Source organism: Litorilinea aerophila (assembly GCF_006569185.2).
Taxonomy (GTDB): domain Bacteria; phylum Chloroflexota; class Anaerolineae; order Caldilineales; family Caldilineaceae; genus Litorilinea; species Litorilinea aerophila.
Map to the genome: position 1 here is coordinate 19421 of NZ_VIGC02000037.1, position 25372 is coordinate 44792.

Sequence of the window (25372 nt, forward strand, 5' to 3'; positions counted from 1 at the left end):
CCAGATGTAACCAAACGTCGGGCGTGCTCACGAGGGCACGAACCCACTGACAATCAAAGTGCTTCGCTGCCAGGAGATGGAGTACACATGGATCGAGATCGATTCTGGCTGGAAATGGTCCGGAGTGAGTTGGAAGACATCGTCGGTGCCCATTTCATCAACACCGATGAGAGCAACAAGCTCATCTATTCCACCGATTGGTCGTGGATGCCCCAAATGTGGTTGGACCGGGGGCGCCTTCTGATGGGGCCGGACTTCATTGTTCACCCGGGCTCGACAGAAGAGATCGCCCAGATCATGGAGGTGGCCAATAAATACCGGATCCCCGTCATTCCGTGGGGCGGCGGCTCCGGTACCCAAGGGGGCGCCCTTCCCCTCTTTGGTGGCATCCTGGTGGATATGAAACGGATGAACCGCATCCTGGAGATCGATGAAGTTTCCTTGACGGTGACCGCCGAGGCAGGGATCAACGGCCAACAGCTCGAATGGGCCCTGAACGAACGGGGACTCACGTTGCCCCACTACCCAGCCTCGGCCAACTGTGCCACATTGGGTGGTTATCTGGCGCCCCGGGGAACTGGGACCATCAGCACCAAATATGGCAAGGCCGAAGACATGGTCCTTTCCATGGAGATCGTTCTCCCCACCGGGGAGATCATTGAGACGCCTCCGGTGCCCCGCCATGCCGCCGGTCCCCACTGGATGGGATTGTGGCTTGGTGCGGAAGGAACCTTCGGTATCATCACCAAGGCCACCATGCAGGTGGATTACCTCCCCGAAAGCCGACGCCTGCGGGCCGTTCTCTTCCGAGATCTGAGCAAAGGCATCGAAGCTGGACGACAGATTATGACACGTCGTCTCCACCCCTTCGTCATCCGGCTCTACGACCCGGCTTCCACCGCCCTGCGGGTCAAGGCAATCCTGGGTTACGAATTTGATGGTGCGTATATGGTTCTCGGCTTCGACGGCGATCCCGATATCGCCACCCTGGAAGAGGAAAAGGCCTTGGCCCTCTGCGCTAAACTCGGTGGAGAAGATCTGGGACCTGAGCCCGGATGGGGCTGGTGGCATCACCGCTACGATTTTTACTACCCTCCCAAAAACCTGAAGCTCCCCTGGATGTACGGCACCACCGAGACAATCTCCACCTACGACAAGATCGAGCGCCTCTATTGGGCAGAAAAGGAAGCCGTCGAAACCACCTACGCAGACTGGAACATCCGCTTTATCGGGCATTTCTCCCACTGGTTTCACTGGGGCGCCATGCTCTATTCCCGATTCATTGTGGAGAATCCGCCCCAGGAAGCAGAAGAAGCGTTGCGCCTGCACAACCGGATCTGGAGCACAGCCATGGAGGCCGTCCTGGCCAATGGCGGCATGATCAACGAGCACCACGGTGTCGGCTTGAAATTGGCCCGCTACATGCGACGGCAGTACGGCAGTGCCTGGCCGTTCCTGTTGCGACTGAAGAAAGCCATCGACCCCAACGGCATCATGAACCCCGGCAAAGTCGGCTTCGGATTCTGAACTGCCCATAAGGACAAGGAGATATAGATAGAGTAGACATATGGACAACCCAAATTCGTCATTTGCCCCAGAGATACAGACCACCGAGAACTGCCGCTATTGCCTGATGTGCCGGCATGTCTGCCCGGTGGGCCATGTCACCTGCATCGAGACGTTTACGCCCCATGGGTGGGCATTGATGATTGCATCGGAACGCCGAGGCCTGCTGGATTGGAATGTGGAATCGGTGGATAAGCTCTACGCCTGCGCGGACTGTGGAGTCTGCCGCGCCCATTGCCTGACCGACCAACCCCTGCCCGATGCCATCGTGGCAGCGCGGAATCTGGTGGTCCAGGCCGGCCTGGCCCCTCCCCAGGTCTATGAGCTGGCGGAATGTTTGCGCACGTGGGGTACGCCGTGGGGAGCCCCCCTATCAGAACCAGCCCAGGCGCAGGGCAACGTAGCCCTCTTTGTCGGCGATGAGGCCTACCACCGATGGCCCCAAGCCATCGATGCCGCTCGGCAGCTCCTCGACGCTATCCATCTGGCCCCGGTTCCTATCGGTGTGGGGCGCAACAGTGGTCTGGTGGCCAGTTCCCTGGGGCTCCGAGATGTGGCCCAGGATCTGGCCCGGGCTACCCTGCAGGAGCTGAGCCAGGTGGGCGCTCAGGAACTACTGGCCCTGACCCCAGGCGACTTCTATGCCTTCACCCAACTCTACCGCGAGCGGCTTGACCTTCCGCTACCGGCAGAGATCGCGGTCATCGACGTGGTGACGCTGCTGGCGGAACGCCTGACTGCCGGCGAACTGACCTTCCGGCCATTTACCCTGGACGCTCCCTGGGCTTACATGGATCCACCCCACGCCGTACGCGTGGACCCGAGACGCCACGAGGCTCCCCGGCAACTTCTGGCCGCCATCCTGGACTCACCTCCCAGGGAGTTGTTCTGGCGCCGAGAACGAGCCCATCCGGTGGGAAGTCTGGCCCTAAGCTGGACCCACCCCCATGTGGCCGAGCACTTGACCCGAGCGCGCCTGGAGGATGCACGCCGCGCCGGCATACGTTACCTGTTCAGCGAAGATCCCGGAGCTTTGGCCGTATTGGCACCACATGCCCAGAGCTACGGTGTAGAAATCCGGGGATTGTACGAGTTTTTAGCGGATCGCCTACATCTGTAAGTATCCGCATCCGTCATCGTCTGCCTCTGCAAAGGGGTAGGGACAACCTGCCCCCTCTGTTTCCTTTCGTAGTTTCTGCGATTGCCTGTACTTTTGTTCACCCGCAACTGGTCAACCACAACATGTCAACTACAACTTATCAAAAGGAGACGCAAAAGGAGGTCAACCATGCATCTTTCCATGCATAACTGGATGCGAGCGGAACCCCTAGAGGTCACGATTCGACGCCTGGCCCAGTACGGCTACCAGAGCATTGAAATCGGCGGCGAGCCCTACAAGTACGACACAAAAGAAGTACGCCGCTTGCTCAAGGAATATGGCATCCGATGTTGGGGTTCCATCAGCCTGATGTTTACCGGCCTGGACCTCATCCAGGCTGATGAGGCAGGCCGGGCCAAGACCATCCAGTATCTGAAAGACTGCGTCACGATGGTTAAGGAACTGGATGGCACCGTGATGAGCATCGTCCCCTCTGAAGTGGGCAAAATCCAGCCCCAGGCCGATCCAGACACGGAATGGCGCTGGGCCGTGGAGGGATTGCGTGAGATCAACGATCATGCCAAGCAGGCAGGGATCCGCATCGCCATTGAGCCCTTGAACCGATTTGAAACGAATTTTCTCAATCGCCACGACCAAGCCTTGCTGCTGGCCAAAGAGGTGGGCGAGAACTGCGGCGTCTGCCTTGACGCGTTCCACATGAACATCGAGGAGGCCAATTTCCGGCAGGCGCTCCTGAACACCGGCGCTCTCCTCTACGACCTCCACGTGGCAGACAATAACCGTATGGCTCCCGGAATGGGTGCCTTGAACTGGCGAGACATCGTGGGGACCCTACGGGAAATCGGATACGACGGCGCATTGACCGTGGAGTTTGTCCCGCCCATCGATCGCACTCCGGCCAATCCTTATCCCGATGCCACCGCGACCCCCGAGGATGAGCTGACGCCTGAACAATTGAAGTTCATCGAGGACCACGGGAGTGGCATCCTCTCCGAAAAGTTTTATAGCTGGCTGGTCGAGGAAACGGCCAAGACCTTACTGCCACTGATTCGCTAGTGCCATCTCGGTGGATATCCCCTGGCGGAAATCTGGTTGTCTTCGCCTCAGCAGAGGCGGGCGAAGGATTTCCGCCGGGACTCGCCGGGATTGGACGGCCGCCTTCCTGCCGGTTGCCAAACGACGCCGGCCAAAGTGATCCGGGGTTGCGGCGGGCTGTGGGCATGGACGACCAACGGCTGCTCTCCATCCGCTCCCCAGATAATTCAGGTAGAACAAGAGACGGTGAAGCGATGGCAAAAACTGTGGTCATCATCGGAACCTTGGATACCAAAGGACAGGAGATTGGCTACCTGCGGGATCGGCTCCGGGCGCTGGGGCTCAACACCCTTGTGGTCGATGCAGGTATCCTGGGCGAGCCCGTAGGGATCCAGCTCGGGCCCAACGATATCTCGCGCGCAGAAGCGGCCACCTATGGAGGAACCACCATCCAGGAACTACGCCAGGCAGGTAGCCGCGGTCGCGCGGTGGAAGGGATGCGAGAGGCGATCAAGGTGTTGGCCCGTCAGCTCTATGCCGAAGGCCGCCTGGACGCCATTACCTGCCTGGGGGGAGCTGAAGGCGCAGTCATGGGCGCAGCGGCCATGATGCAGCTGCCGGTGGGTGTCCCCAAAGTGCTGGTATCGCCTATTGCCTCGGGCAAGCACTACTTTGATCCTCTGGTCGGCCACAGCGACATCATGGTGGTCCACTCCATTGTGGACATCCTCGGGTTAAACCCCATTGCCACCACGGTCTTCGACAATGTGGCTGCCGCATTGGCTGGCCTGGTGGAACACGGCCACGTGCTCCCGCCCCCGGAACCAGGGGACCGCTATGTGGGCGTGACCATGTTAGGTAACACCACCCGAGCAGTTATGGCCCTGAAAGATCGCCTGGCAAAGGGCGGATTCGAGGCTGTTATCTTCCATTCCAACGGTGTCGGTGGCCCGGCCATGGAGGAGCTGGCAGCCCAGGGCCAGTTTGTGGGTGTGGTCGACTTCACTACCAACGAGATCTACGATCCATTGGTAGGAGGAATCCATGATGGTGGGCCAGATCGATTGAAACGGATTGGGCTTCTTGGCCTGCCCCAGGTAGTAGTTCCTGGATGTATAGACTTCTGCGTATTTCACGCGGGCACCATCCCGCCCGCACTCCAGGGCAGGCCGATCTACGATCACAACCCTGAATATACCTTGGTACGAGCCTCCCACGAGGACATGGTGACTCTGGGCCACATCTTCGCCGAGCGGCTGAACCTGGCCCAGGGACCAGTAGTCGTGGCTGTGCCCACCCGCGGCCTTTCAATTCCAAACACCCCCGGAGGGCCTTTCTGGAATCCGGAAGCCGACGCGGCCTTCCTGGAAGTTCTGCGTCGAGAATTGCGGCCAGAGATCCCCATCTACACCTACGACCTACACGTAAATGATCCCGAGTTCGGGCGCATTGTGGCAGATCTCTTTGTCCATCTGTTCGAGAACCGCCAGGAGGAAGCTATCCCATGATCGACGATCACATGAGCCCTAAATACCGCGAAGTCCCCCACCTGACCCAGGGAGATGAGGAGTTCCGGCGACAATTCCTCTCCTGGGATATCGGCGATCTGTGCATGACGGATATTCGTTATTACCTGGAACACAAGGACATGGTGTTGGTGCCCATGGCCAGCCTCGAACAACACGGCCCCCACCTTCCACTCTACACCGATACTGTGACCGCATGGGAGATCTCCAAGCGGGTCGCTGAGATGATCGCCGTTCTCCACACGCCGCCCATCTGGATGGGGTATTCCCCGCAGCACATGTACACGCCGGGAGCTGGCAGAGGCACCATCACCGTACGCAGCACCACCCTTCTCAACCTCATTCATGATGTGGCCCGCAGCCTGATCCATCATGGCTTCAACCGCATCATCCTGATCAACGGCCACGGCTCCAATGTCAAGGTCATCGATCCCGTGCTGCGCAAGTTGCGCTACGAAACCGGCGCGCTGATCAGCTTTGTTAAGCCCTACATGGAAAACTACGTGGGCATCCTGGAAGGGCTGATGGAAAATCCATGGGACGAAACCCCAGGCTGGCATGCCAGCGAATTAGAGACATCCCAGGACATGGCCTGGCGTCCCGATCTGGTGCGCATGGATCGCGCCAACTTCACCCGGGCCCACATTCCCGAGTATCTACCCAAGTCCTTCGAGAAAAAAGATGGTATGCCCGACGTAGAGTTCGAGGGGTATAAGTATTTCACCTTCCCCATGGACCATCACGAGTTCATCGAGAGCGGGGTCATTGGCAACCCCCTGCGTGCAACGGCCGAAAAAGGCGAGGAAGCCTTTCGTCGCCTCTCGGAACATGTAGCCAGGGGGCTACTGGAGCTGCAGAAAGTGCCGGTCAAAGTCCATAACCGGGAATTCGTCGACCGAGCCCTGTAGAAGTCGCGGATAAACACCATCCTCCACCGCCGGGCAAAAGGAAGGAGCAGAGCCCCTGGCGGACGTCTTGAAAGGAGGACTCCATGGCTGCAGCCATTCTGGTGATCGGTACCCTGGACACCAAGGGGGAGGAATTCGAGTATCTGTGCACCCAGATCTCCGCTCGCGGTCATCCGTACCTGGTCATGGATGTGGGCGTCATGGGTGTACCGAAATTCCAGCCCCACATCGCTGCTGCCGAAGTAGCCAGCGCAGCCGGCCACGACCTCCAGGCCCTGCGGGAACGAGCTGACCGGGGCGAGGCCCTGGCGGCGATGGCCCAGGGGGCCCGGCTGCTGGCTACCCGACTCTTCAACCAGGGGAAGCTCGCTGGCGTGGTGAGCCTGGGAGGCTCCGGGGGAACTTCCATCGCCACGGCTGCCATGCAGGCACTGCCGGTGGGCATACCCAAGGTCATGGTTTCCACCATGGCTTCCGGCGATATCCGCCCCTATGTGGGGGCGAAAGACATCGCCATGCTTTACTCTGTGGTCGACATTGCCGGGCTGAATCGAGTGGCCCGACAGATCTTCGACAATGCTGCCGGCGCCATCTGCGGCATGGTAGAGCAGAGGGCCCGGCAGACCGCCCATGGGAGCCTAGCAGAGAAGCCCCTCATCGGTGCCACCATGTTTGGGGTCACAACCCCATGCGTGACCCAAGTCCGACAGCTGCTGGAAGAGAAGGGTTTCGAGGTGCTGGTTTTTCACGCCACCGGCAGTGGCGGACGCGCCATGGAGACCTTGATACAGGATCGGTTCTTCGCCGGCATCGCCGATATCACCACGACCGAATTGGCCGATGAGCTGGTGGGCGGCATCCTGAGCGCAGGGCCCCATCGGCTGGAAGCTGCGGCCCATACTGGAACTCCCCAGGTGGTTTCCCTGGGTGCACTGGACATGGTGAACTTCGGCCCTCTGGAGACGGTACCGGCCCCATTTCGCGGGCGCAGGCTCTATCAGCACAATCCTACTGTCACGCTGATGCGGACCACCCCGGCAGAATGTGCGTCTCTGGGAACCCTGATTGCATCCAAACTTAACCGGAGTATCGGCCCCACGGCACTACTGGTCCCTCTGCGGGGGATCAGCATGATCGACGCTCCGGGGCAGCCCTTCCACGACCCAGAGGCTGATGAGGCCCTGATCCAGGCCCTGCGCACCCATCTGGATCGAAAGAAGGTAACGCTGGTAGAGCTGGACCTGCATATCAACGACCCCGCCTTCGCTCAAGCCGTGGTCACCTGGCTACTGCGCTTGATGCAGCCAGGACAGGGGGAAGTCACCGCAGCAGGCTCGCTGCAATAGAAGGGAGAATGCCCATGCCTTTTCTCAGCCGCACAGCCATCCTGGAACGGCTACGTGCCCAGACCCTGGCTGGCCGCCCCATCATCGGCTCCGGCGCTGGAACCGGCATATCAGCCAAGTTCGCCGAACGCGGCGGCGTGGACCTGCTCATTGTCTACAACTCGGGACGATATCGAATGGCCGGCCGGGGTAGCCTGGCGGGTCTACTGCCCTATGGAGATGCCAATCAAATCGTCCAGGAAATGGCGGGCGAAATCCTGCCGGTCGTGCAACAGACGCCGGTCCTGGCGGGCGTCTGCGGCACCGATCCGTTTCGCCTGATGCCCGTATTTCTGAAACAACTGCGGGAAAGAGGGTTTGACGGCGTGCAGAACTTCCCCACCGTGGGGCTGATCGATGGCGTGTTTCGCCAAAATCTTGAAGAGACCGGCATCCGCTACGATCAGGAAGTGTCCATGATCCGCTCGGCCCATGACCTGGGAATGCTCACCTGTCCCTATGTCTTTGACCCGGATCAAGCCGTGGCCATGGCCCATGCCGGGGCCGATATCCTGGTCGCCCACATGGGCCTCACCACCAAGGGCTCCATTGGTGCGAAAACGGCCTTCTCCCTGGACGACTGCGTGGGACGCATTCAGGCCATCCGGGATGCGGCTGTGGCCGTCAACCCGGAGATTCTGGTGCTGTGCCATGGGGGGCCCATCGCTGAACCGGAAGACGTCCGTTACATCCTGGCACACACGGAGGGCGTCGTGGGCTTCTTCGGGGCGTCAAGTATCGAGCGGCTGCCTACCGAAACCGCGATCGAGGCACAGGCCCGGGCTTTTAAATCTTTAACCTTGCCTCAGTGACCATTCTTTCCCATTCCTACGCCTAAACTCCACTTCTTTGTCATGCCATCATGGCAAACGGACATTGCCGGCAAGGCCCGGTTTCATACGAGGTGGCTGTTGGCCGATGTCTGGGAATTCCCCCGCAACACCCGCCACATGATCCCGGGCCGCATCAGGCTTTGCGGTGGCGCCAGCAGGCCGGCCACCTCGTTGAAGGCCCGGGCCACCACCGGATCCCGGTGCGCCGCCCGGTGCAGCCGCGCCATGTAAGCGTTGATGAAGCGGATGGCCGGCGTGCGCTTCCCTTCCGCCTCCGGGAAGCGCAGGTCGCCGCTGACCACGATCTGCCAGGGGTTGTCGATGCTCCGCGCCGCCCGGCGGAAGAAGCGCCGCCACAACCCCTCGCTTCCCCGGCGCAGCTCGTGCTGTAAATCCAGCGCCTCCATCGCCGCCACCGACATCCCCTGACCGTAGATGGGGTTGAAACTGCAGATGGCATCGCCGAAGACCAGAAAGCCCTCCGGAAAGCGGTCCAGCTTATCGTAACGGCGCCACTGGCTGGCCCTGAAGGGATAGGGAAGAAAATCGGAAAGCGGCTCAGCATCCTTGATCACCTCATCGATCTCCGGCGCAGGCAGACTCCTTGCAAAAGCCAGAAATCCCTCTTCATCCCTCGGCGGTGCATCGCGAGTAAAGCCAATCAATGTGACCGTCCAGCGCTCCCCTTCCTGGACAACCATCACCCCGCCTCGTTTGCATTCCGGAGAAGGGGTGACAATCACCACCTTGGCGCCGTTCAGGTGTTCTGGACGGCGACGATAAAGGCGGGTTACACCGGACACGTTGACCGTCACCCGCTCTTCCTTCGGCGGGGCATAGCCCATCTCTGCCAGCCATTTCGGTGCCCGGGAGCCCCGCCCCGATGCATCCACCACCAGATCCGCCTCCAGCACCTCCTCGGCGCTGCCTTCCACCCGGCGCAGGATGCGTACCCCGCGCACTCGCCCACCACGCTCCGACGGCGCCAGGCCCAGCGCGTCACACTGTTGGATGGCGCAGACGTTGGGCAGCGCCAGCAGCCGTTGCCGCACGTAGCCTTCCAGCAGGGGCCGGCTGACACCCAACGTGCCGAGACGTCCGTCTTCATTCGTGAAACGGGCGTGATAGCCGCCGCCGTCGAACCAGATCAGCTCCCTTTCGGGACGGTTAATGAGCGGCACACCTCGATCCATCAAATCGGCGGCCAGGCCGGGGAACAGCCCCTCCAAGACCTCAGCGCCCCGCAGCAGCAGTGCGTGGGTATGCCGTCCCTGGGGCACCCCCTTGCGGTTCTCGCCGATAGGCGGAAAGGCGTCCCGCTCGATGAGGGTCACCTGCTGGTAAAAGTCGGCCAGAGCCCGGGCGGCCAGCAGCCCGCCCATGCTGGCGCCGATGACGATGGCATGGTTTTGATTTGGCATGGCTGTCTCCTTTATCCTCTCAGTTGTTTCTGCAAAAACGGAATGAACGCACCGGCCACGGCTTCAGGGTCGTCGGCGAAGGGCCAGTGACCGCTCTGCTCCAGAATCACGATCCGGGAGCGGGGGAAGAACTCCCGCTGGCGTTCGGCGTAGCGCACCGGCACGTACGGGTCGGCCGCGCCCCAGATGACCAGGGCCGGCACGTCCAGTTGCCGGAAGAGCGGCCCCAGCATTTCGGCCATCTGGCCGGGGTTGTCCGTGGCCCGGTAGAGGCGCAGCACCGCCCGCTTGGTGCCCCAGTCCAGGTCACGGTACATGCGGTCCACCATGGCTTTGGGCAGGCCGCGGGGGTTGCCGTGCCGGAGTGACAGGCCAAACGCGGTGCGGGTGGTGGTGGCAAAGAAGAGTTCGCCCAGGAGCGGCGTGCGCCAGATACGGGCCAGGTAGTGCCAGCGGTAGCCGGGCATGATGCCGATGTTGATCAGGGTCACGCTGGCCAGCCGCTCCGGGTGTTGGGCGGCCCAGGTCAGGCCCCACGGCCCGCCGAAATCGTGCAGCACCAGGTGCGCCCGCCGCACGCCCAGGTGGTTGAGGAGGCCCTCCAGGTGGCGGGCATAGCCTTCCACGGTGTAGTCGAAGTCCTTGGGCTTGTCGGCCTGGCCGAAGCCGGGCATGTCGGGAGCCACGGCCCGGGCGAAGCCGCCCACCCGGCCCACCAGGTCGCGCCAGTCCTCCGACGAGCCGGGGTTGCCGTGGACGAAGACCACTGCCTCTTCGCTGCGCCGGTCGCCGCTCTCCAGATAGGGGGAGCGGATGCCCTGATAGGTGACCGCGCCTTTACATAATGTGTTTTGACTGATAGTAGCCACCTGCATACTTATCCTCCTTCACCCCAGGCGGCCAGGAAGGCCGGCCCGGTATCGAAAATGAAATCCTGGATGTGCACCGCCTTGCCCCGCCGCAGGGTGGTCACCGTCACGCCGCTGTTTTGACCCTGACGGCCCTGGCGGTTGACGACCTCCACATCCCAGCGGGTGACCACCACGTTATTGCCCACCATGTCGAACAGGTTGGCCACCGCCACCCGGCGCACGGTGAACGCAAGGTGGGAAACTGCGCGAAGAACTGCTCGAACCAGCGGGCCACCGACTCCTTGCCGGTATGCACGCCGCTGGCGCGCACGTCGCCGGGAAAGATGAAGGTGACGTCATCGGCAAAGTTCGAAAGCACCGCCTTCAGATCGTGGCGGTTGAAGGCCTGATAGATGGCCGGGGTTTTGCGTTGGGCAAGCCAGGCGCCGATCATCGCTGTTTTCCTCCTTATTCCTTCCGTGCCCAGGCGGCGACCAGCGGTGGGGTGATCAAGGTGCAGCCCTTCTCCACCGCCTCCTGCCGCATACGCCCGGCCAGGGTGTCCACCTGCACCTCTTCGGCGGTGGCCACGCCGGTCTGCTGCATCAGGGGCAGCAGGGTGCGGGTCAACTGCTCGATCCAGGCATAGATGGCCGAGTCCGGCCCGTTTTCGTAGCGGAGCATGGCCATGGTCTGGGCGCCCGGCAGGCCGGCGCTTTGTGCCCGCTGGTGGGCAAAGGCGATGGCTTCCGGCGCCCGGTCCACGCCGATGACCGCGCCCTCCGGCCCGACCAACTTCGCCGCCAGGAACGAGACATCGCCGGCGCCACAGCCCACATCCAGCACCCGCATGCCGGGGACCAGGCCGGCCTTGAGCAGCATGATTTCGGTCAGTTCACCGAGAAAGCGCTCTTGATGGACCAGCCGCTCCAGTTCGGGCTGCGAGTGGCCCAGGGCGTACTGATTGGATAGGGTTTGGATAGATTCCATATTGCACCTCCGTTGGTTGGGAACATGTTTAATGCCGGAGGGGCGCACAGATTGTTGTGCGCCCCTCCGAATGGCTTAGCCGCCCGGCCGGATGGGTTCGGGGATCACCGGCGACACGTCCCAGAGCTGGACCGTGATGTTGGTGCAGCCGGCAGCCCGCAGGCCCTCCATCACCCGGGCGAAATCCTCCGTTTCGATGAATTTCAGGGCCGACGCCAGGCTGTCGTACTCGGTGATGCTCATCACGTGGGGGCTGGCGTGGAAGGCGTTGCGCAGGCCGCGGAACTCCTTGACGCCCGGCTGGCGCACCACGGCGGGGATCCACTCTGTACGCGCCTGCTCATTATAGGCTTCCATTTTCTCCTGCGGCGGCAGGTCCCAGGTTACAATTGCCAGTGCCATTTTTTGCCTCCTTTCATGAGTGACAAACATTAGCCGGTAAGGTGTCTTCAGGAGGCAATATAGGGCAATGGGCTGCTAACTCTCCAGACAGAAAACTGCTAAATTTTTGCCAAAAAAGAGGACGGTCACCTGGAGGTGACCGTCCTCTTGAGCCTGACGAAAACCAGTACAGTCTGGCGTAAATACCATGGCAGAAATTCGTTCGCCCGTTCCGGTTTATTGGTTCAGCCAGCTTTCAAGTTGGAACTCCTCGGCGAAAGGGTTCACAAAGCGGACCCCTTCCGTGACCTGTCCCACGTTGAAGTCCTCGCTGAAAACAACCGGTATCTGGTTCAGCCGGGCAGTGGCCCAGATCTGAGCATCCCAGAAGCTAAATTGGTGGTCGCGCACCCCGCGGGCCGCTTCCAGGACGATCAGGCCGGTCAGGTCCAGAACCGTCCAGCTCTGGAGATAGTTTTTCACCCGATCGTAAGCGTCAGGCACAGAGAGGGGGGCGGCAATCTTGCGGGTCACAGCGACAAAGAACTCAGACAGCACCTGGGTGCTGATTGCGCCCGCACCGCTGATGGCCAGGAAATCCAGAACTTCCAGGGCTCGCCGTTGCTTCTCGGGTTCGGCGCGATCGTAGGCATAGACCAGGACGTTTGTATCCACCAGCGCTCTAGCGCCCATACAGGTCCTCCCGTCGCCAGGTGCGTTGCCCGGGCACAGGACCTTCCTCGATCAGGCGCAGGATGAATGCCCGCTCCTCCTCCCAGGCAGCCGGATCCCGCCAGGGAAAACGCAATGACCGGGTGAACTGGTCAATGGCCCGGCGGATGATCTCAGCCTCGGTTAGACCGTGTTCTTTCCCCAATTGCTTGAGCATGGCCTCTTGACGGGGCTCGATATAAACCTGCTTCCGCACCTTGGTTGCCATGGGCTCCTCCTTCGCTACCGTAGCCGTATATACATCACATTATACATCATAATAGCCCGGGGACAAAGGCAAACAGAAGGGCTTTTACCGCAGGCGCAACTCCCAGGCACGGACGATGACTCATGTCTCGTCGCCCTGCTACGAAGCAGAGGATGGGCCATACAATTCCCGCTGCCAGAGCCAGTCGGTGACCCGCTCGATGCCTTTGCTCAGGTGGTAGCGGTAGGTGCTGAAGGGCAGGTCCAGCAGTTCGGCGGCGGCCTCCTGGGTGGGGGCCGGCTGGAAATAGGTGTGGTAGAGGGCGCGGTAGAGTTTCTCGTCTTTCGGGTTGGTAGTCAGGCTCTCGACGGCGGCCCGCAGCAGGGATTGGAGGGCCTCCGGGCCGGGAGTGGGGCCGGCCATATCCCGCAGGAGGCGGGAGCGCAGCAGCGGGTTATGCGCCAGGGCGTCTGGCCGCCTGTAGTCCCGCAGGGCCTGGCGCACGGCCTCGGCAAATTCGGGCTGGGAAAGGACCATCAGGGGCGGAGCCGAGGTCTGGTGGACCGGTTGCGGCTGGAATTCCAGGTCGAGCTGTCGCTCCTCCAATATCCGGTTCCAGACCGACAGCGGCTCGGCGCGCCAGTCGTGGGCAAAGCCGCCGTAGCGCCGGCCGCCCACCTCGAAATCGGCTTCGGCGACGCGGCAGAAGTTGATATAGGTGAACAAGCCTTCCCAGGAGGGCGGGTCGGCGGTGCAGCAGAAGGTCCAGGCCAGGTTGGGGGTGGTGAGCCAGGTGATCACCGTGTTCAGGGTGATCATGTTGTGGGTCAGGGGCGTCTGGTAGCTCTCGCGGCCCATCCAGAAGCGGGCAATCTGGATGCGCTCGCCGGGGCGCAGGGGGCCGTAGCGGCGCACAAAGGCCCAAATGGCGCGCAGGGCCGGGTCGGCCTGCTCATCCTCTGGGGTCACAGTTTCCAGCAAGAGATTGGCGGCAAAGCCCAGGAGCTGAGGCTCCGGTCCGCGGTACACCACGAATGCCTGAGGCTGGCGCTGAAGCCAGTAGGCAACAACACGGGCCGAGTCCGCTCCTTCGTGCTGCTCGACCATGGCCAGAATGTGAGGGTGATCTTGAGGGCTTGCCGGCTCGTGATAGGCGCCACCCATAGCTTTCCAGTCATAGTAGGGTTTCATCAGGGGGTGGTGACGTTGCAGGTAGATCAGGTCGAAGATGGCCTGTTGGCGGGCCAGGCCGCTACTCTGCCAAAAGCGGCGGCTCAGATGTCTTCGCACCTGGCGGTAGAGCTGCTTCCAGGTCTCTGGGTTGCGCCAGCGCAGGTCGGCTTCGAGCACATCCCGCACCAGGTCATGGGGAAAGAGGCCGTCCGGGCCGGTCTCGATGAAGGAAAGGCCGCGCAGCCAGGCGAAGAGGGCGGGGGTGGCTTCTTCACCCAGCACCTCGGCCAGCAGGGCTTCGGTGGTTACCCGGGCCAGCGCACTGACTTCCAGCACCTGCCGATGCAAGGGGGTAGGCACGTCCTGCATGAACCGCTCCACCAGCAGGCGCACCGTGTCTGACGCCTGTTCCAGGCCGATTTCTTGGACTGGCGTTGCGTCCAGAGCCAGCCAGTCGGCCAGCAGGACCAGGGCCAGGGGGTGGCCGTAGGTGACGCCGAGCGCGGCTTCCTGCAACATCAGTGGCACCTGGAGCACGGTCAACAACTGGCGGCTTTCTTCGGGACGCAAGTTGCGCAGGGAGACGATGCGGGCCAGCTCCCGCCAGGCAGGGTCCGTGCGCCAGGGCTCCGCGGGGGGATTGCGGCCGGCGATGACCACCAGGACGTGGGCCGGGAGTGCGGGCAGGAAGGTCTCCCGTAGCCAGCCATCCAGCGCCAGGAGGCGCTCATAGGTATCGAGCAGGAGGACCGCCGGCGGGAGATGGGCCAGGGCAGCGAGTCCGGGCCCGACCACCTCTGGGCTGGCAGCCTGGGCCAGGACACGAAGAAACCCCTGGGGGGAAGGATCTATGTCCCGGCTATCCAGCCAGTAGACAGCCCGCCCCCAGTCGGTGGCTAGCCGGGCAAATTCCCTCAACAGGGTCGTCTTGCCCACGCCGCCGGGGCCGAAGAGATGGAGCACGAGGAAAGGGGGCTCTTCGGCCAGCAGGGCCTGGCGGAAGAGCTCCAGCTCCGCGGCCCGGCCCACAAAGCGCCCGCGGCGCGCCCTATCTAACCGCTCGCGGATGGTGGAAGGGTGCCCGGCACCATCATGGGACATGGGTGCGCTCTCCGGATTCCAGACAATCGGCACCCGACCCGATTCAAGCCAGCTGCTGGCCCAGGAATTGGACCGTTCGATCCCAGGCCAATTCCGCCGCCTCTGGATCAAATTCGGGCCGGTCCGCCTCGGCAAACCAGTGTTCCGTTTCCGGGTAGATGTGGAAGAGGGCATTTCGGCCGGCCGTCTGAATACGCTCGGCCAGGGCTTTGGCCCTGGCCCCATGGGCCCCCCACTCATCCTGGGCGGCGAAGTGCCCCAGAAAATCGGCCTGCACCTTATCGAATTTGCCGCCGCCCGTGCCGTAGTAGAGGACCACCGCGTTGACCGTCTGATTTCGGCTGCGGGCCGCCTCAATGGCGAAGCCGCACCCCAGCGAAAAGCCCACCACCCCGATCTGGGAACTGGTGAGTGCAGGCAAATCCACCAGAAAATCCACCGCGTCCGCCACCAGGCGGTTGGTGGCCTTGCGGTCCAGCGCCTGGCGGTGCCGGGTAGCATCCTCAATGGTGGTGGCGACGGCGCCGTCGTAGTAATCCGGTGCGAAGGTGACAAAGCCGGCCTGGGCCAGCCGGTCGCTCAGCTCCTGGATGAACGGATTGAGTCCCCACCAGGCGTGGAGGAGCAGGACGCCGGGTCCGCTGCCCGAGGGCGGCAGGGCCAGATACCCCTGGAAGGACTGTCGCCGGCTTTCAACGGTGTGCATGGGCATGGGGATATTCCTTATCATTTTAGGAGCCTCCTGGCAAGTGCATCGGCCAGGGTGGACACGGGTAACGGTGGGAAACGTACGAATGGCATTATAGGCGCGATTTGGGATGCTTTCAAGCAACGCGGAAAATTCCCATCCCTCAGGCCGTTACGGTACACTAATACAGTCTGGCGTAAATACCACGGCGCAAACTCGACAGCACTACCTCTGGTAGAAACCATCGGCGAATTTCTGCCAGGATTTACGAACAGGCAACCAGGGCTGGCCCTGCCCGGCTTCCCCAGCCCCCCACCCACCAGGACACAACACCGGTCTGGGGTCACCCGCCGCCCATCGACAGACACCTGGACGATGGGCCACCCATTTGTCATCTATTTTTATCCGTACCCGTCTGGAAAGAGCAGGTATCCCATGGAATCCAACCCCACCTTGCGCAGCCGGGCCTGGTTCGGACGAACCGACCAGCTCGGCTTCATCCACCGTAGCTGGATCAAGAACCAGGGCCATCCGGATCACATGTTCGACGGCCGGCCGGTCATCGGCATCTGCAACACCTGGTCGGAACTCACTCCCTGCAACGCCCACTTCCGCATCCTGGCCGAAATGGTCAAGCGGGGCGTCTACGAGGCCGGCGGCTTCCCCCTGGAGTTCCCGGTCATGTCCCTGGGCGAGCCCATCATGCGCCCCACCACCATGCTCTACCGCAACCTGGTCAGCATGGACGTGGAAGAATCCATCCGGGCCAATCCCCTGGACGGCGTGGTGATCCTGGCCGGCTGTGACAAGACCACGCCCGCCACCCTCATGGGCGCAGCCAGCGTAGACCTGCCCACCATCGTGGTCTCCGGCGGCCCCATGCTCAACGGCAAGTACCGGGGCCGCGACATCGGCTCCGGCACGGACGTCTGGAAGTTCACCGACGACGTGCGCGCCGGCCGCATGAGCATGGAAGAATACCTGGAGGCCGAATCCTGCATGTCCCGCAGCGACGGCCACTGCATGACCATGGGCACCGCTTCCACCATGGCCTGCATGGTGGAAGCCCTGGGCCTCACCCTGCCCAGCGGCGCGGCCATCCCCGCGGCAGACTCCCGGCGCAAACGGCTGGCTCACCTGGCCGGCAATCGCATCGTGGAGATGGTGCGGGAAGGGCTGACCCTCTCCAAGATCCTCACCCGGGAGGCTTTCGAGAACGCCATCCGGGTCAACGCGGCCATCGGCGGCTCCAGCAACTTCGTCGTCCACCTGCTGGCCCTGGCCGGCCGGGTGGGCGTCCCCCTGAGCCTGGACGACTTCGACCGGCTGGGCAGCCATCTGCCCTTGCTGGTGAACCTGATGCCCTCGGGCCAATATCTGATGGAGGATTTCTACTACGCAGGCGGGCTACCGGTGGTGATCCACGAGCTGAGGGAGCTGCTCCACATGGACGCCCTGACAGTGACGGGAAAGAGCGTGGCCGAGAATCTCGCGTCCCCAGGGGCGACCGTCTGCTACAACCGGGAGGTCATCGCCACTTTGGACAAACCCTTCCAGCGGGAGGCCGGTCTGGCCGTGCTCCGGGGGAACCTCTGTGAGGACGGGGCCATCATCAAGCCGTCGGCCGCCTCGCCGGAGCTGCTGCGCCACCGGGGCCGGGCCGTGGTCTTCGAGTCCATCGAGGACTACCACGCCCGCATCGATGACCCGGACCTGGAGGTGGACCGGGATTCGGTGCTGGTGCTGAAGTACGTGGGGCCCAGGGGCTACCCCGGCATGCCCGAGGTGGGCAACATGGGTCTGCCCAAGAAACTGTTGGAGCAGGGGGTGAAAGACATGGTGCGCATCTCCGACGGCCGCATGAGCGGCACAGCCTTTGGCACGGTGGTGCTCCACGTCGCGCCCGAATCGGCCGTGGGCGGCACCCTGGCCCTGGTGGAAAACGGCGACCCCATCGAGCTGGACGTGCCCAACCGGCGCCTGCACCTGGATGTGCCGGAAGAAGAGCTGGCCCGCCGCCGGGCTGCCTGGCGCCCGCCGGTCACGCCCTACACGGAACGGGGCTACGCCCGGCTATACGTGGAGCACGTCCTCCAGGCGAACCAGGGCGCGGACTTCGACTTCCTGGTGGGCAAATCCGGCGCGTTCATCCCGCGGGATTCCCATTAAAACCCCATGCCGGTAGAGGCGCACGACCGTGCGCCTCTATCTCCTTTATCTCTTTATCTCTACACCTCTTGACACTGCCCCAAACCCATGCTATCATGCCTGCAGTTTATTGACACGTGTAAGGTTACACGTGTCATCTGCCTTTGTCATCTTCCCATCTACATTTTTCAGGTACTTTTCCCATGAAACGTCCCACCCAGGCGGATGTTGCCCGGCTGGCCGGGGTGTCCAGGGCCACCGTCTCCTACGTGCTGAACAACCAGACCCGTGGCCGGGTCCCCATTTCTGAAGAGACCCGGCGACGGGTCCTGGATGCCATTGCCGAGCTGGATTACGTGCCCGATGCCCGCGCCCAGGCCTTGCGCTCCGGCAACACCAAGACCATCGGCCTTATCATCCCGGATATCCACAATCCGCACTTTTGGGAAATGGCCGATGGCGCCGAGCAAGCGGCCAGGGCCGCCGGCTACGACATCCTTCTCTCCAGCATCCGCCCAGAAGATGAGCATGCCAAGGATATTTTCAAAAACCTCGCCCGGCGGCGCATCGACGGGCTGATCATGGTGCCCAGTTTTCTCTACGATTCCGCCGAAGCCCAGAAGACCCTGGCTGCCCTGCTGAAACGGCGCCTTCCTGTGGTGGGCATCATGTCCGGCCACGGTCATGTCCCCCACAAGATCGACCGCATCCTCGCCGATTATCGGGACGCCACCCTGGAGCTGATGGCCCGCCTGCTAGCCTGGCAACACCGGCGGATCGGTTTCGTCTTCGGGATCGCCGTGCCGACCCTGGGCAATGACCGCCTGGTCGCCTATCGGGAAAGCCTGGAAGCTGCCGGATTGCCTGTGGATCCGAACCTGATCATCCAGTGCGGGCCGACCCTGGAAGACGGCTATCAGGCCACCCGTCAGTTGCTGGAACTGCCCACACCACCCACAGCCCTGTTGGCCATCAACGACCTGTTGGCCATCGGCGCCCTGCGGGCCATCGCCGACGCGGGGCTCCGGGTGCCTGACGACATCTCCCTGGCCGGCTACGACGATATCCCCCTGGCCCGGTATCTGGTTCCGCGCCTCACCACCGCATCCAAGGATGGCACGAAAATCGGCCAGGAGGCGATCCGGCTGTTGCTGGCGCGGCTAGAACAGCCGGACTCCCCCCCGCAGGAGGTCCGAGTCCCGGCTCGCCTGATTCTCCGGGAGTCGACCGGACCGGTACCGATCGTCGAGCGGTAGGCAATGTCCGACGACCGCCGGACCTCTGCCATGTTTTCTGCTGCCATGTTTGCTGCGGGGTTCTTGTAGCATTGTTCCCCAATGTTCGAAGAGTACTTTCCCACCTACTCTATCACTCCAGGAGGAATCCCATGACACAGAAGCTATCCCGTCGAAAATTTCTGCAGCTATCGGCGATGAGTGGCCTGGGGGCTGCCCTGGCCGGCTGTGTGGCACCCGCCGCACCCGGCGCGACCGAAGCGCCCACAGCAGCCGCCACGGCAGCAGGTGCCGGCAGTGCCTCTGCCCCCGCGGAGCTACGCTTCGTCTGGTGGGGCGGCCAGCTTCGTGCGGACATCACCACCCAGGTCATCAAGATGTTCGAAGCCAAGCATCCCAACGTGAAGTTCACCTACGAGCCCCTGGGCTTCGAAGAATATTGGACCAAGATGACCACCCAGGCTGCAGGAGGAGGTCTGCCGGACATTATGCAGCACGGCTCACCCACCCTGGTGGAATGGGCCAAGAACGGCTTCCTCCTCCCCCTGGATGAGTATGTCTCCTCTGGCGTCATCGACTTCACCCATGTGCCCGAGGTTCTGCAAACCCACGGCATGGTGGATGGCAAGATCTATGGGGTGAGCGCCGGCACCAATGCCAACGGCATTGTCATCGATCTGGATGCCTTTGAGAAAGCCGGCGTAGACGTTCCCCCAGACACGTGGACCTGGCCAGAGTTCGAGGAGCTTGTGTTGACGCTGCACGAGAAGCTGGACATCTGGGGCTTTGGCATGTATCTCCATCACATCGATCTGTGGCGGGTGATCTATGCCGGCCTGGGCATGGAGCTCTACGCGCCCGACGGCAAGTCCCTGGGCTACACGGATGACCAACCCCTCATCGATCACATGAAGATGATCCTGCGCCTGCAGGAAGCCGGTGCGATCCCATCCCTGGCAGAAGAGAGCGAAGTGCACGGCCTCGGCCCGGAAAGCCAGTTTATCGTCTCTGGACAGGCTGCCATGGACTGGCTGGCCGGCTCCAATCAACTGGTTGCCCTGTGGACCGCAGCTGGCGAGGAGCGGCGGTTTAAGATCATGCCCGTTCCCAGGGCTGTTGGTGGCAAGCAGGGACTCTCCATCCGCCCCAGCCAGTTCGAGGCGATCACGGTACATTCCCAACATCCGGAAATCGCCGCCATGTTCCTGGATTTCTTCATCAACGATGTGGAGGCCAACAAGGTCCTGAACGGGGAACGGGGAGTGCCCATCAACACGGTGGTGTTGGAGGCGTTGAAGGCAGAAGCCCAGCCGCCCCAGGCCGCTATCTATGATTACCTGGCTCGCCTGGCAGAAGATTCCACACCCTATTCCCTGGTCCAGGATCCTCTGGGGGTGGAGGACATCCGCACCAACGTCTACTACCCGGAATTCACCGATCCGGTGCGCTATGGCCTGATCACACCGGAAGAGGGTGCCCGGGTATTGCGGGAGCGGGCCAACGAGATTCTGGCCGCAGCCAACTAAGCCGTCCTGTCAAAATGCCGGGTATCCCTCCGGTCGTAAGCCCGGGGGATACCCGGGTGTTGGCAGGACGTTGAATCCGTACGGTGTCGGTATGCTTGATATTGGCATAAATGAGAGGGAGGTTCCATGTGGCTGGCGTAGTGGAAATGGGCGCGGAGTCCCTGCCCCCAAAAACAGCAGCCGCCAAACCACGGAGCAGGCGGTGGCGTCAGGATAACTTGATGGGCTACCTGTTCATCTCGCCCTGGCTCATCGGCTTTTTCGTCTGGACCCTTATTCCCATCGGTGCATCCCTGGTGTTGAGCTTCACGGATTACAATATCCTGGCAGGCGCTCCGAATTGGGTGGGATTCCAGAACTTTCAGAAGATGTTCCTGGGCGACCCCCGATACTGGCGCGCCGTCAAGGCAACCTTCTACTTTACCTTTGCCTCGGTCCCCCTGAAGCTGGCCTTTGCCCTGGCAGTGGCCATGGTCCTGAACCGGGCACGAGCCTTTGTCGGGGTCTACCGGGCCATGTATTACGCGCCATCCATCGTGGGCGGCAGTATCGCCGTGGCCGTGATGTGGCGGGAGATCTTCGGCAGCAACGGCCTGTTCAACGCGCTTCTGGCGCTGGTGGGTCTGCCGGGAAGGGCCTGGCTGGGCGATCCCGCGACGGCCATTTGGACCTTGATCCTGCTGGCGGTGTGGCAATTTGGCTCGCCCATGTTGATCTTCCTGGCCGGTCTCAAACACATCCCCCCAGAATTCTACGAGGCTGCTTCCATCGACGGGGCCGGTTTCTGGGCCAAGTTCTTGCGCATCACCCTCCCCTTGCTGACCCCGGTGATCTTCTTCAACCTGGTGATGCAGCTCATCTACGGGTTCATGACCTTTACCCAGGCCTATGTCATCACCGGCGGGAAACCCCTGGACACCACCCTGTTCTACAACCTGTATGTGTTCAACCGGGCCTTTCACGTCTTCGAGTTGGGGTACGGGGCGGCCATGTCTTGGGTGTTGCTGGCGGTCATCGCCGTCGTCACCGGGCTGATGTTTCGTTTCTCCCGTTATTGGGTTTTCTACGAAGCTGCGGAGTAAATCTCGGCAGAAATTCGCCGATAACATCCACCAAAGATAGTACCGCCGAATTTCTGCCGTGGTATTTACGCCAAACTGTACGGAGCAGGAGACCATGGGCGCATTCAACGACTCTTCCACCATCAGAGCAAATCCCAAAAGAGTGCCGGAGTTACTCAAGACGGGAGCCTTTCACGCCGGAGTGCTGGCCCTGAGTTTCGTGATGATCTACCCCCTCCTCTGGATGCTGGCTAGCTCCTTTAAGGGGCCCGACGAAATCTGGACCAACGTCTCCTCCCTGATCCCCCGGCGCTTCACCCTGCAAAACTACATTGAAGGGTGGGCCGGCTTTGGCGGCGTCACCTTTACCACCTATTTCAGAAATTCCCTGCTGGTGACGATTATCAGCACGGTAGCCTCAGTCTTCTCGTCGGCGGTGGTAGCCTATGGTTTCGCCCGCATCCGCTTTGCCGGACGGGGCTTTTGGTTCGCGGTGATGCTGGCGACCATGATGTTGCCGGTGCAGGTCCAGATCATCCCTCAATACATCGTTTTCAGCCGCCTGGGTTGGGTCAACACCTACATCCCCCTGATTCTGCCCCACTTTTTTGCGGCTCCCTTCTTTGTCTTCATGATCGTCCAGTTCATCCGCGGCATCCCCAGGGAGCTAGACGAGGCGGCGGAAATCGATGGCTGCAACCGGGCGGGCATCTTCTTCCGCATCATCCTGCCCCTGCTCAAGCCGGCCCTGGTCACCGCCTCCATCTTCGCTTTCTACTGGAGCTGGGATGACTTCCTGACCCCCTTGGTCTACCTCAACAACCCTCGGCTGTACACCATCTCCCTGGCCCTGCGCTCGTTCGCCGATCCCTCTTCCGTAACCAACTGGGGCGGTGTCTTTGCCATGGGAACCTTGGCATTGGTGCCTGTGTCTGTCTTGTTTGTCGCCTTCCAAAAATATCTGGTGGAGGGGATCAGCACCACAGGCCTGAAAGGATGAGGCAGGACATCACGTGGCCTCGCCCGCGGGAAGGGGCAGGGAGCGGGCAGCCAGCAAACGCTTTACCCAGAGGAAGACCAGCAAGGAACAGACCACCAGCCCGGCGGCCGCGGTGAAAAGTCCCTGGTAGCCCACGTATTCGGAGATCCAGCCCAGGCCGATGGCGCCCAGGCCAATGCCCAGGTCGACAGCGGTGGAAAACGACGCGATGGCCACACCCCGCCGATCCGGCCGAGCCATGCGGACGGTCAGCGCATTCAGCACCGGGTGGGCAGCGCCAAAGCCGATCCCATACAAAACCGCCGCCCCCACCACGCCGGCCAGTCCGGTGGAGAAGCCCAGGACCACCAGCGCCACCATGGCGAACAGCAGTGCCGGCACGATGACCACCCCTTCGCCGTAGCGATCCGAAAGGCTGCCGGCCGAGGGCCGGGTCAAGGCCAGGGTGAGGGCAAAGGCCAGGAAAAAGGTGCCCGAGTTCACCCCAATCGCATCCGCAAACAAGGGGACAAAAGTGGTGATCCCGCCATAGGAGCCGAAGAGGAAGAAGACCGCCAGGGTCAAGGGCAGGACCGACTTCTCCACCACGCCGATGCCCCTGCTGCCCGGCTGCCGCTGAAAAGGCATGGTCGCGCCAAAGGTCAGGAGGAGCGCCACCATGGACAGGCCAACGCCGGATAGGAAGAGGGCCCACGGGGAAATCTCCTGGAAGAGCCAGACGCCGAAAACCGGCCCCACCGCCATGGCCAGGGTCATGACCAGTCCCATCCACCCCATGCCTTCCCCCAGGCGAGGACGGGGAATCATGTCGGTGATGGCCGTCTGCAGGGAGGTGGAGGAAACGGCCCAGCTCACCCCGTGGAGGATGCGAATCCCCAACAACACCCCGACGCCCCCCACCCAGCCATAGAGGTACATGGCCAGGGCGAAGAGCAGGATCCCCCCCACGATAAACGGGCGCCGTCCGAACCGATCCAACAGGCCGCCGGTCAGGGGCCGAATGGCCACGGAAGCCAGCATGAAGAAGCCCATGGCCAGGCCCACCTGGGCCTCGCTGCCGCCCATCTGCTTGATGAAGACCGGCAGGGTCGGGTACAGGGCGTAAAACGCTACGAAAAGAAACAGCGTCCCCAAAATCGCGAAGATAAAAGAACGGGTCCAGAGGCGCTCCATGTTTTGTGCTCCTGCAGGTAGATCACCCGGCTCGCCCCCAACAGCCGGGCGCGGGTTCATCCGTCGCGGCGGTGGGCAACCGTCGCTACCCGGGGGCGCATTGTCATCTGGCGACTATTTTAGTATCCTGGGATGAAAAGGGATACAATAATTCTCCAGAATCCTTGTACGATCCTGCAAGTTCACAAGGAGCGGCCATGCATCTGATCAACCTCCGGTCTGTCGATAGCCAGGCCCAGCGAACCCAGGCCAATCGGGCCGAACTGGTAGAGCGGCTCACCCGGTATCTACCCACCGACGGCAGGGTGGAGCCCTTTCCGGGCATCCGCCTCCATCGCTCCTCGTCGCCCACCGACTCCCTGCCCGGCGTGGCCGACCCTGCCTTTTGTGTGATTGCCCAGGGGAGCAAAGAGGTCTACCTGGGAGAGGAGTGTTACCGGTACGATCCGTACCACTACTGCCTGGGGACGGTGGACCTGCCCGTGGTCAGCCGGGTGGTGGATGCCTCCCCCGAACGGCCCTACCTCAGCCTCCGCCTGACCCTGGATCCCGTCCTGGTGAGTTCGGTGCTGGCCGAGGCCGCGAACGGCATATCCCGGCGGCCGGCCAAGGTGCGGGCGTTCGATGTGAGCACCCTGGATCCAGATCTGCTGGACGCGGTGGTGCGTCTGGCCCGGCTCCTGGATGACCCGTCCGAGGCCACGTTTCTGGCGCCACTGGTAATCCGGGAGATTCTCTACCGGCTACTCATGGGGAACCAGGGGGACCGGCTCCGCCACATCGCCGTGCTGGGAGGCACGGCATCGCCCATCGCCCGGGCCATCGAGCGGCTCCGTCAGGATTTCGATCGCCCCCTGCGCATCGAGAACCTGGCGCGAGAGCTGGGCATGAGCGTCTCCAGCTTCCACCACCACTTCAAGGCCGTCACCGGGATGACGCCCCTCCAGTTTCAGAAGCAGTTGCGCCTCCAGGAGGCCCGCCGGCTGATGCTGGGCGAAAATCTGGACGCCACCAGCGCCGGCTACAGCGTGGGCTACAACGACCCCTCCCACTTCAGCCGGGAGTACAAGCGGCTCTTCGGCCAGCCGCCCATGCGGGACGTGGAACGGCTGCGGGCCATGGCCGAGGAAGTCGTTACCCCGGAGCTCTAGTACAGTCTGGCATGAATCCCCCGGCAGAAATTCGCCGACAAGTTCCACCAGGGGCAGTGCCGCCGAATTTCTGCCGGGATTTACTGGGCCACCGGCCATGGTCCGCTTCCCCCCTCTCCACCGGAGGGGCCAGACCCATAGCCGGGCTGCATCCGCAAGGTCCACAGGGTGGATGCCCCTG

The 25372-nt window shown here is 62.2% G+C and carries 23 protein-coding genes and 1 pseudogene; 13 read left to right on the plus strand and 11 right to left on the minus strand.

Going from position 1 to position 25372, the window contains the following annotated elements:
* The first annotated feature begins 87 nt into the window (after positions 1–87).
* The 7 genes from FKZ61_RS20805 to FKZ61_RS20835 all read left to right on the plus strand — a co-directional run bounded on the left by FKZ61_RS20805 (position 88) and on the right by FKZ61_RS20835 (position 8352).
* A complete protein-coding gene (locus FKZ61_RS20805; protein ID WP_141612075.1) occupies positions 88–1527 on the plus strand; it encodes an FAD-binding oxidoreductase in 1440 nt (479 codons plus the stop codon).
* 178 nt (positions 1528–1705) lie between these two features.
* Positions 1706–2686, plus strand: a complete 981-nt coding sequence (locus FKZ61_RS20810; RefSeq protein WP_141612076.1) for a (Fe-S)-binding protein — start codon at positions 1706–1708, stop codon at positions 2684–2686.
* Positions 2687–2854: 168 nt separating this feature from the next.
* Complete coding sequence (locus FKZ61_RS20815) at positions 2855–3742, plus strand: sugar phosphate isomerase/epimerase family protein (RefSeq protein WP_141612077.1); 888 nt, start codon at positions 2855–2857, stop codon at positions 3740–3742.
* 233 nt (positions 3743–3975) lie between these two features.
* The gene (locus FKZ61_RS20820; protein WP_229964340.1) at positions 3976–5229 is read left to right on the plus strand and encodes a Tm-1-like ATP-binding domain-containing protein; all 1254 of its coding nucleotides are present in this window, start codon (positions 3976–3978) and stop codon (positions 5227–5229) included.
* Complete coding sequence (locus FKZ61_RS20825) at positions 5226–6155, plus strand: creatininase family protein (protein ID WP_211358669.1); 930 nt, start codon at positions 5226–5228, stop codon at positions 6153–6155. Before FKZ61_RS20820 ends, FKZ61_RS20825 begins: the two co-directional genes overlap by 4 nt.
* An 83-nt stretch (positions 6156–6238) precedes the next feature.
* Entirely contained in the window at positions 6239–7501 is a 1263-nt protein-coding gene (locus tag FKZ61_RS20830) for a Tm-1-like ATP-binding domain-containing protein (protein WP_141612079.1), read from the plus strand.
* Positions 7502–7515: 14 nt separating this feature from the next.
* On the plus strand, positions 7516–8352 hold the full coding sequence (locus FKZ61_RS20835) for a phosphoenolpyruvate hydrolase family protein (protein ID WP_141612080.1): 837 nt from the start codon (positions 7516–7518) through the stop codon (positions 8350–8352).
* A gap of 83 nt (positions 8353–8435) precedes the next feature.
* Here the strand turns inward: FKZ61_RS20835 and FKZ61_RS20840 are convergent, their stop codons facing one another.
* The 10 genes and pseudogenes from FKZ61_RS20840 to FKZ61_RS20880 form a co-directional block, all read right to left on the minus strand.
* A complete protein-coding gene (locus tag FKZ61_RS20840) occupies positions 8436–9794 on the minus strand; it encodes an FAD-dependent oxidoreductase (RefSeq protein ID WP_141612081.1) in 1359 nt (452 codons plus the stop codon).
* Between the two features lie 11 nt (positions 9795–9805).
* Positions 9806–10669 (minus strand): alpha/beta fold hydrolase, encoded by an 864-nt coding sequence (locus FKZ61_RS20845; protein WP_141612082.1) that lies wholly within the window; start codon positions 10667–10669, stop codon positions 9806–9808.
* Between the two features lie 2 nt (positions 10670–10671).
* Positions 10672–10887 (minus strand): hypothetical protein, encoded by a 216-nt coding sequence (locus tag FKZ61_RS20850; protein ID WP_229964341.1) that lies wholly within the window; start codon positions 10885–10887, stop codon positions 10672–10674.
* A 17-nt stretch (positions 10888–10904) separates the two neighbouring features.
* Positions 10905–11099 (minus strand): annotated as a pseudogene (locus tag FKZ61_RS24540) (nuclear transport factor 2 family protein); the annotation flags it as partial.
* A 14-nt stretch (positions 11100–11113) separates the two neighbouring features.
* Complete coding sequence (locus tag FKZ61_RS20855; protein ID WP_141612084.1) at positions 11114–11635, minus strand: methyltransferase domain-containing protein; 522 nt, start codon at positions 11633–11635, stop codon at positions 11114–11116.
* A 75-nt stretch (positions 11636–11710) separates the two neighbouring features.
* Positions 11711–12037, minus strand: coding sequence for a hypothetical protein (locus FKZ61_RS20860; protein ID WP_141612085.1), 327 nt, complete (start codon positions 12035–12037; stop codon positions 11711–11713).
* Between the two features lie 216 nt (positions 12038–12253).
* A complete protein-coding gene (locus FKZ61_RS20865; RefSeq protein ID WP_141612086.1) occupies positions 12254–12709 on the minus strand; it encodes a PIN domain-containing protein in 456 nt (151 codons plus the stop codon).
* On the minus strand, positions 12699–12956 hold the full coding sequence (locus tag FKZ61_RS20870) for a hypothetical protein (protein WP_141612087.1): 258 nt from the start codon (positions 12954–12956) through the stop codon (positions 12699–12701). Before FKZ61_RS20870 ends, FKZ61_RS20865 begins: the two co-directional genes overlap by 11 nt.
* A gap of 138 nt (positions 12957–13094) precedes the next feature.
* The gene (locus FKZ61_RS20875) at positions 13095–15209 is read right to left on the minus strand and encodes a MalT transcriptional regulator family protein (protein ID WP_141612088.1); all 2115 of its coding nucleotides are present in this window, start codon (positions 15207–15209) and stop codon (positions 13095–13097) included.
* A 43-nt stretch (positions 15210–15252) separates the two neighbouring features.
* A complete protein-coding gene (locus FKZ61_RS20880; protein WP_141612089.1) occupies positions 15253–15939 on the minus strand; it encodes a dienelactone hydrolase family protein in 687 nt (228 codons plus the stop codon).
* 393 nt (positions 15940–16332) lie between these two features.
* Here FKZ61_RS20880 and FKZ61_RS20885 point away from each other — a divergent pair, with 393 nt between their 5' ends.
* The 5 genes from FKZ61_RS20885 (at position 16333) to FKZ61_RS20905 (ending at position 22867) form a co-directional block, all read left to right on the plus strand.
* Entirely contained in the window at positions 16333–18066 is a 1734-nt protein-coding gene (locus FKZ61_RS20885; protein WP_141612090.1) for an IlvD/Edd family dehydratase, read from the plus strand.
* A 182-nt stretch (positions 18067–18248) separates the two neighbouring features.
* Positions 18249–19301 (plus strand): LacI family DNA-binding transcriptional regulator, encoded by a 1053-nt coding sequence (locus FKZ61_RS20890; protein ID WP_141612091.1) that lies wholly within the window; start codon positions 18249–18251, stop codon positions 19299–19301.
* A gap of 131 nt (positions 19302–19432) precedes the next feature.
* Positions 19433–20806, plus strand: coding sequence for an ABC transporter substrate-binding protein (locus FKZ61_RS20895; RefSeq protein ID WP_141612092.1), 1374 nt, complete (start codon positions 19433–19435; stop codon positions 20804–20806).
* Positions 20807–21027: 221 nt separating this feature from the next.
* A complete protein-coding gene (locus FKZ61_RS20900) occupies positions 21028–21888 on the plus strand; it encodes a carbohydrate ABC transporter permease (protein ID WP_141612093.1) in 861 nt (286 codons plus the stop codon).
* A gap of 142 nt (positions 21889–22030) precedes the next feature.
* Positions 22031–22867, plus strand: coding sequence for a carbohydrate ABC transporter permease (locus FKZ61_RS20905; protein ID WP_229964342.1), 837 nt, complete (start codon positions 22031–22033; stop codon positions 22865–22867).
* A gap of 9 nt (positions 22868–22876) precedes the next feature.
* On the opposite strand, the gene FKZ61_RS20910 is transcribed toward FKZ61_RS20905, so the two are convergent.
* Positions 22877–24040: an MFS transporter gene (locus FKZ61_RS20910; protein ID WP_141612095.1), complete on the minus strand. Its 1164-nt coding sequence runs from the start codon at positions 24038–24040 to the stop codon at positions 22877–22879.
* A gap of 197 nt (positions 24041–24237) precedes the next feature.
* Here FKZ61_RS20910 and FKZ61_RS20915 point away from each other — a divergent pair, with 197 nt between their 5' ends.
* Positions 24238–25191, plus strand: a complete 954-nt coding sequence (locus FKZ61_RS20915) for an AraC family transcriptional regulator (protein ID WP_141612096.1) — start codon at positions 24238–24240, stop codon at positions 25189–25191.
* The last annotated feature ends 181 nt before the right edge of the window (positions 25192–25372 follow it).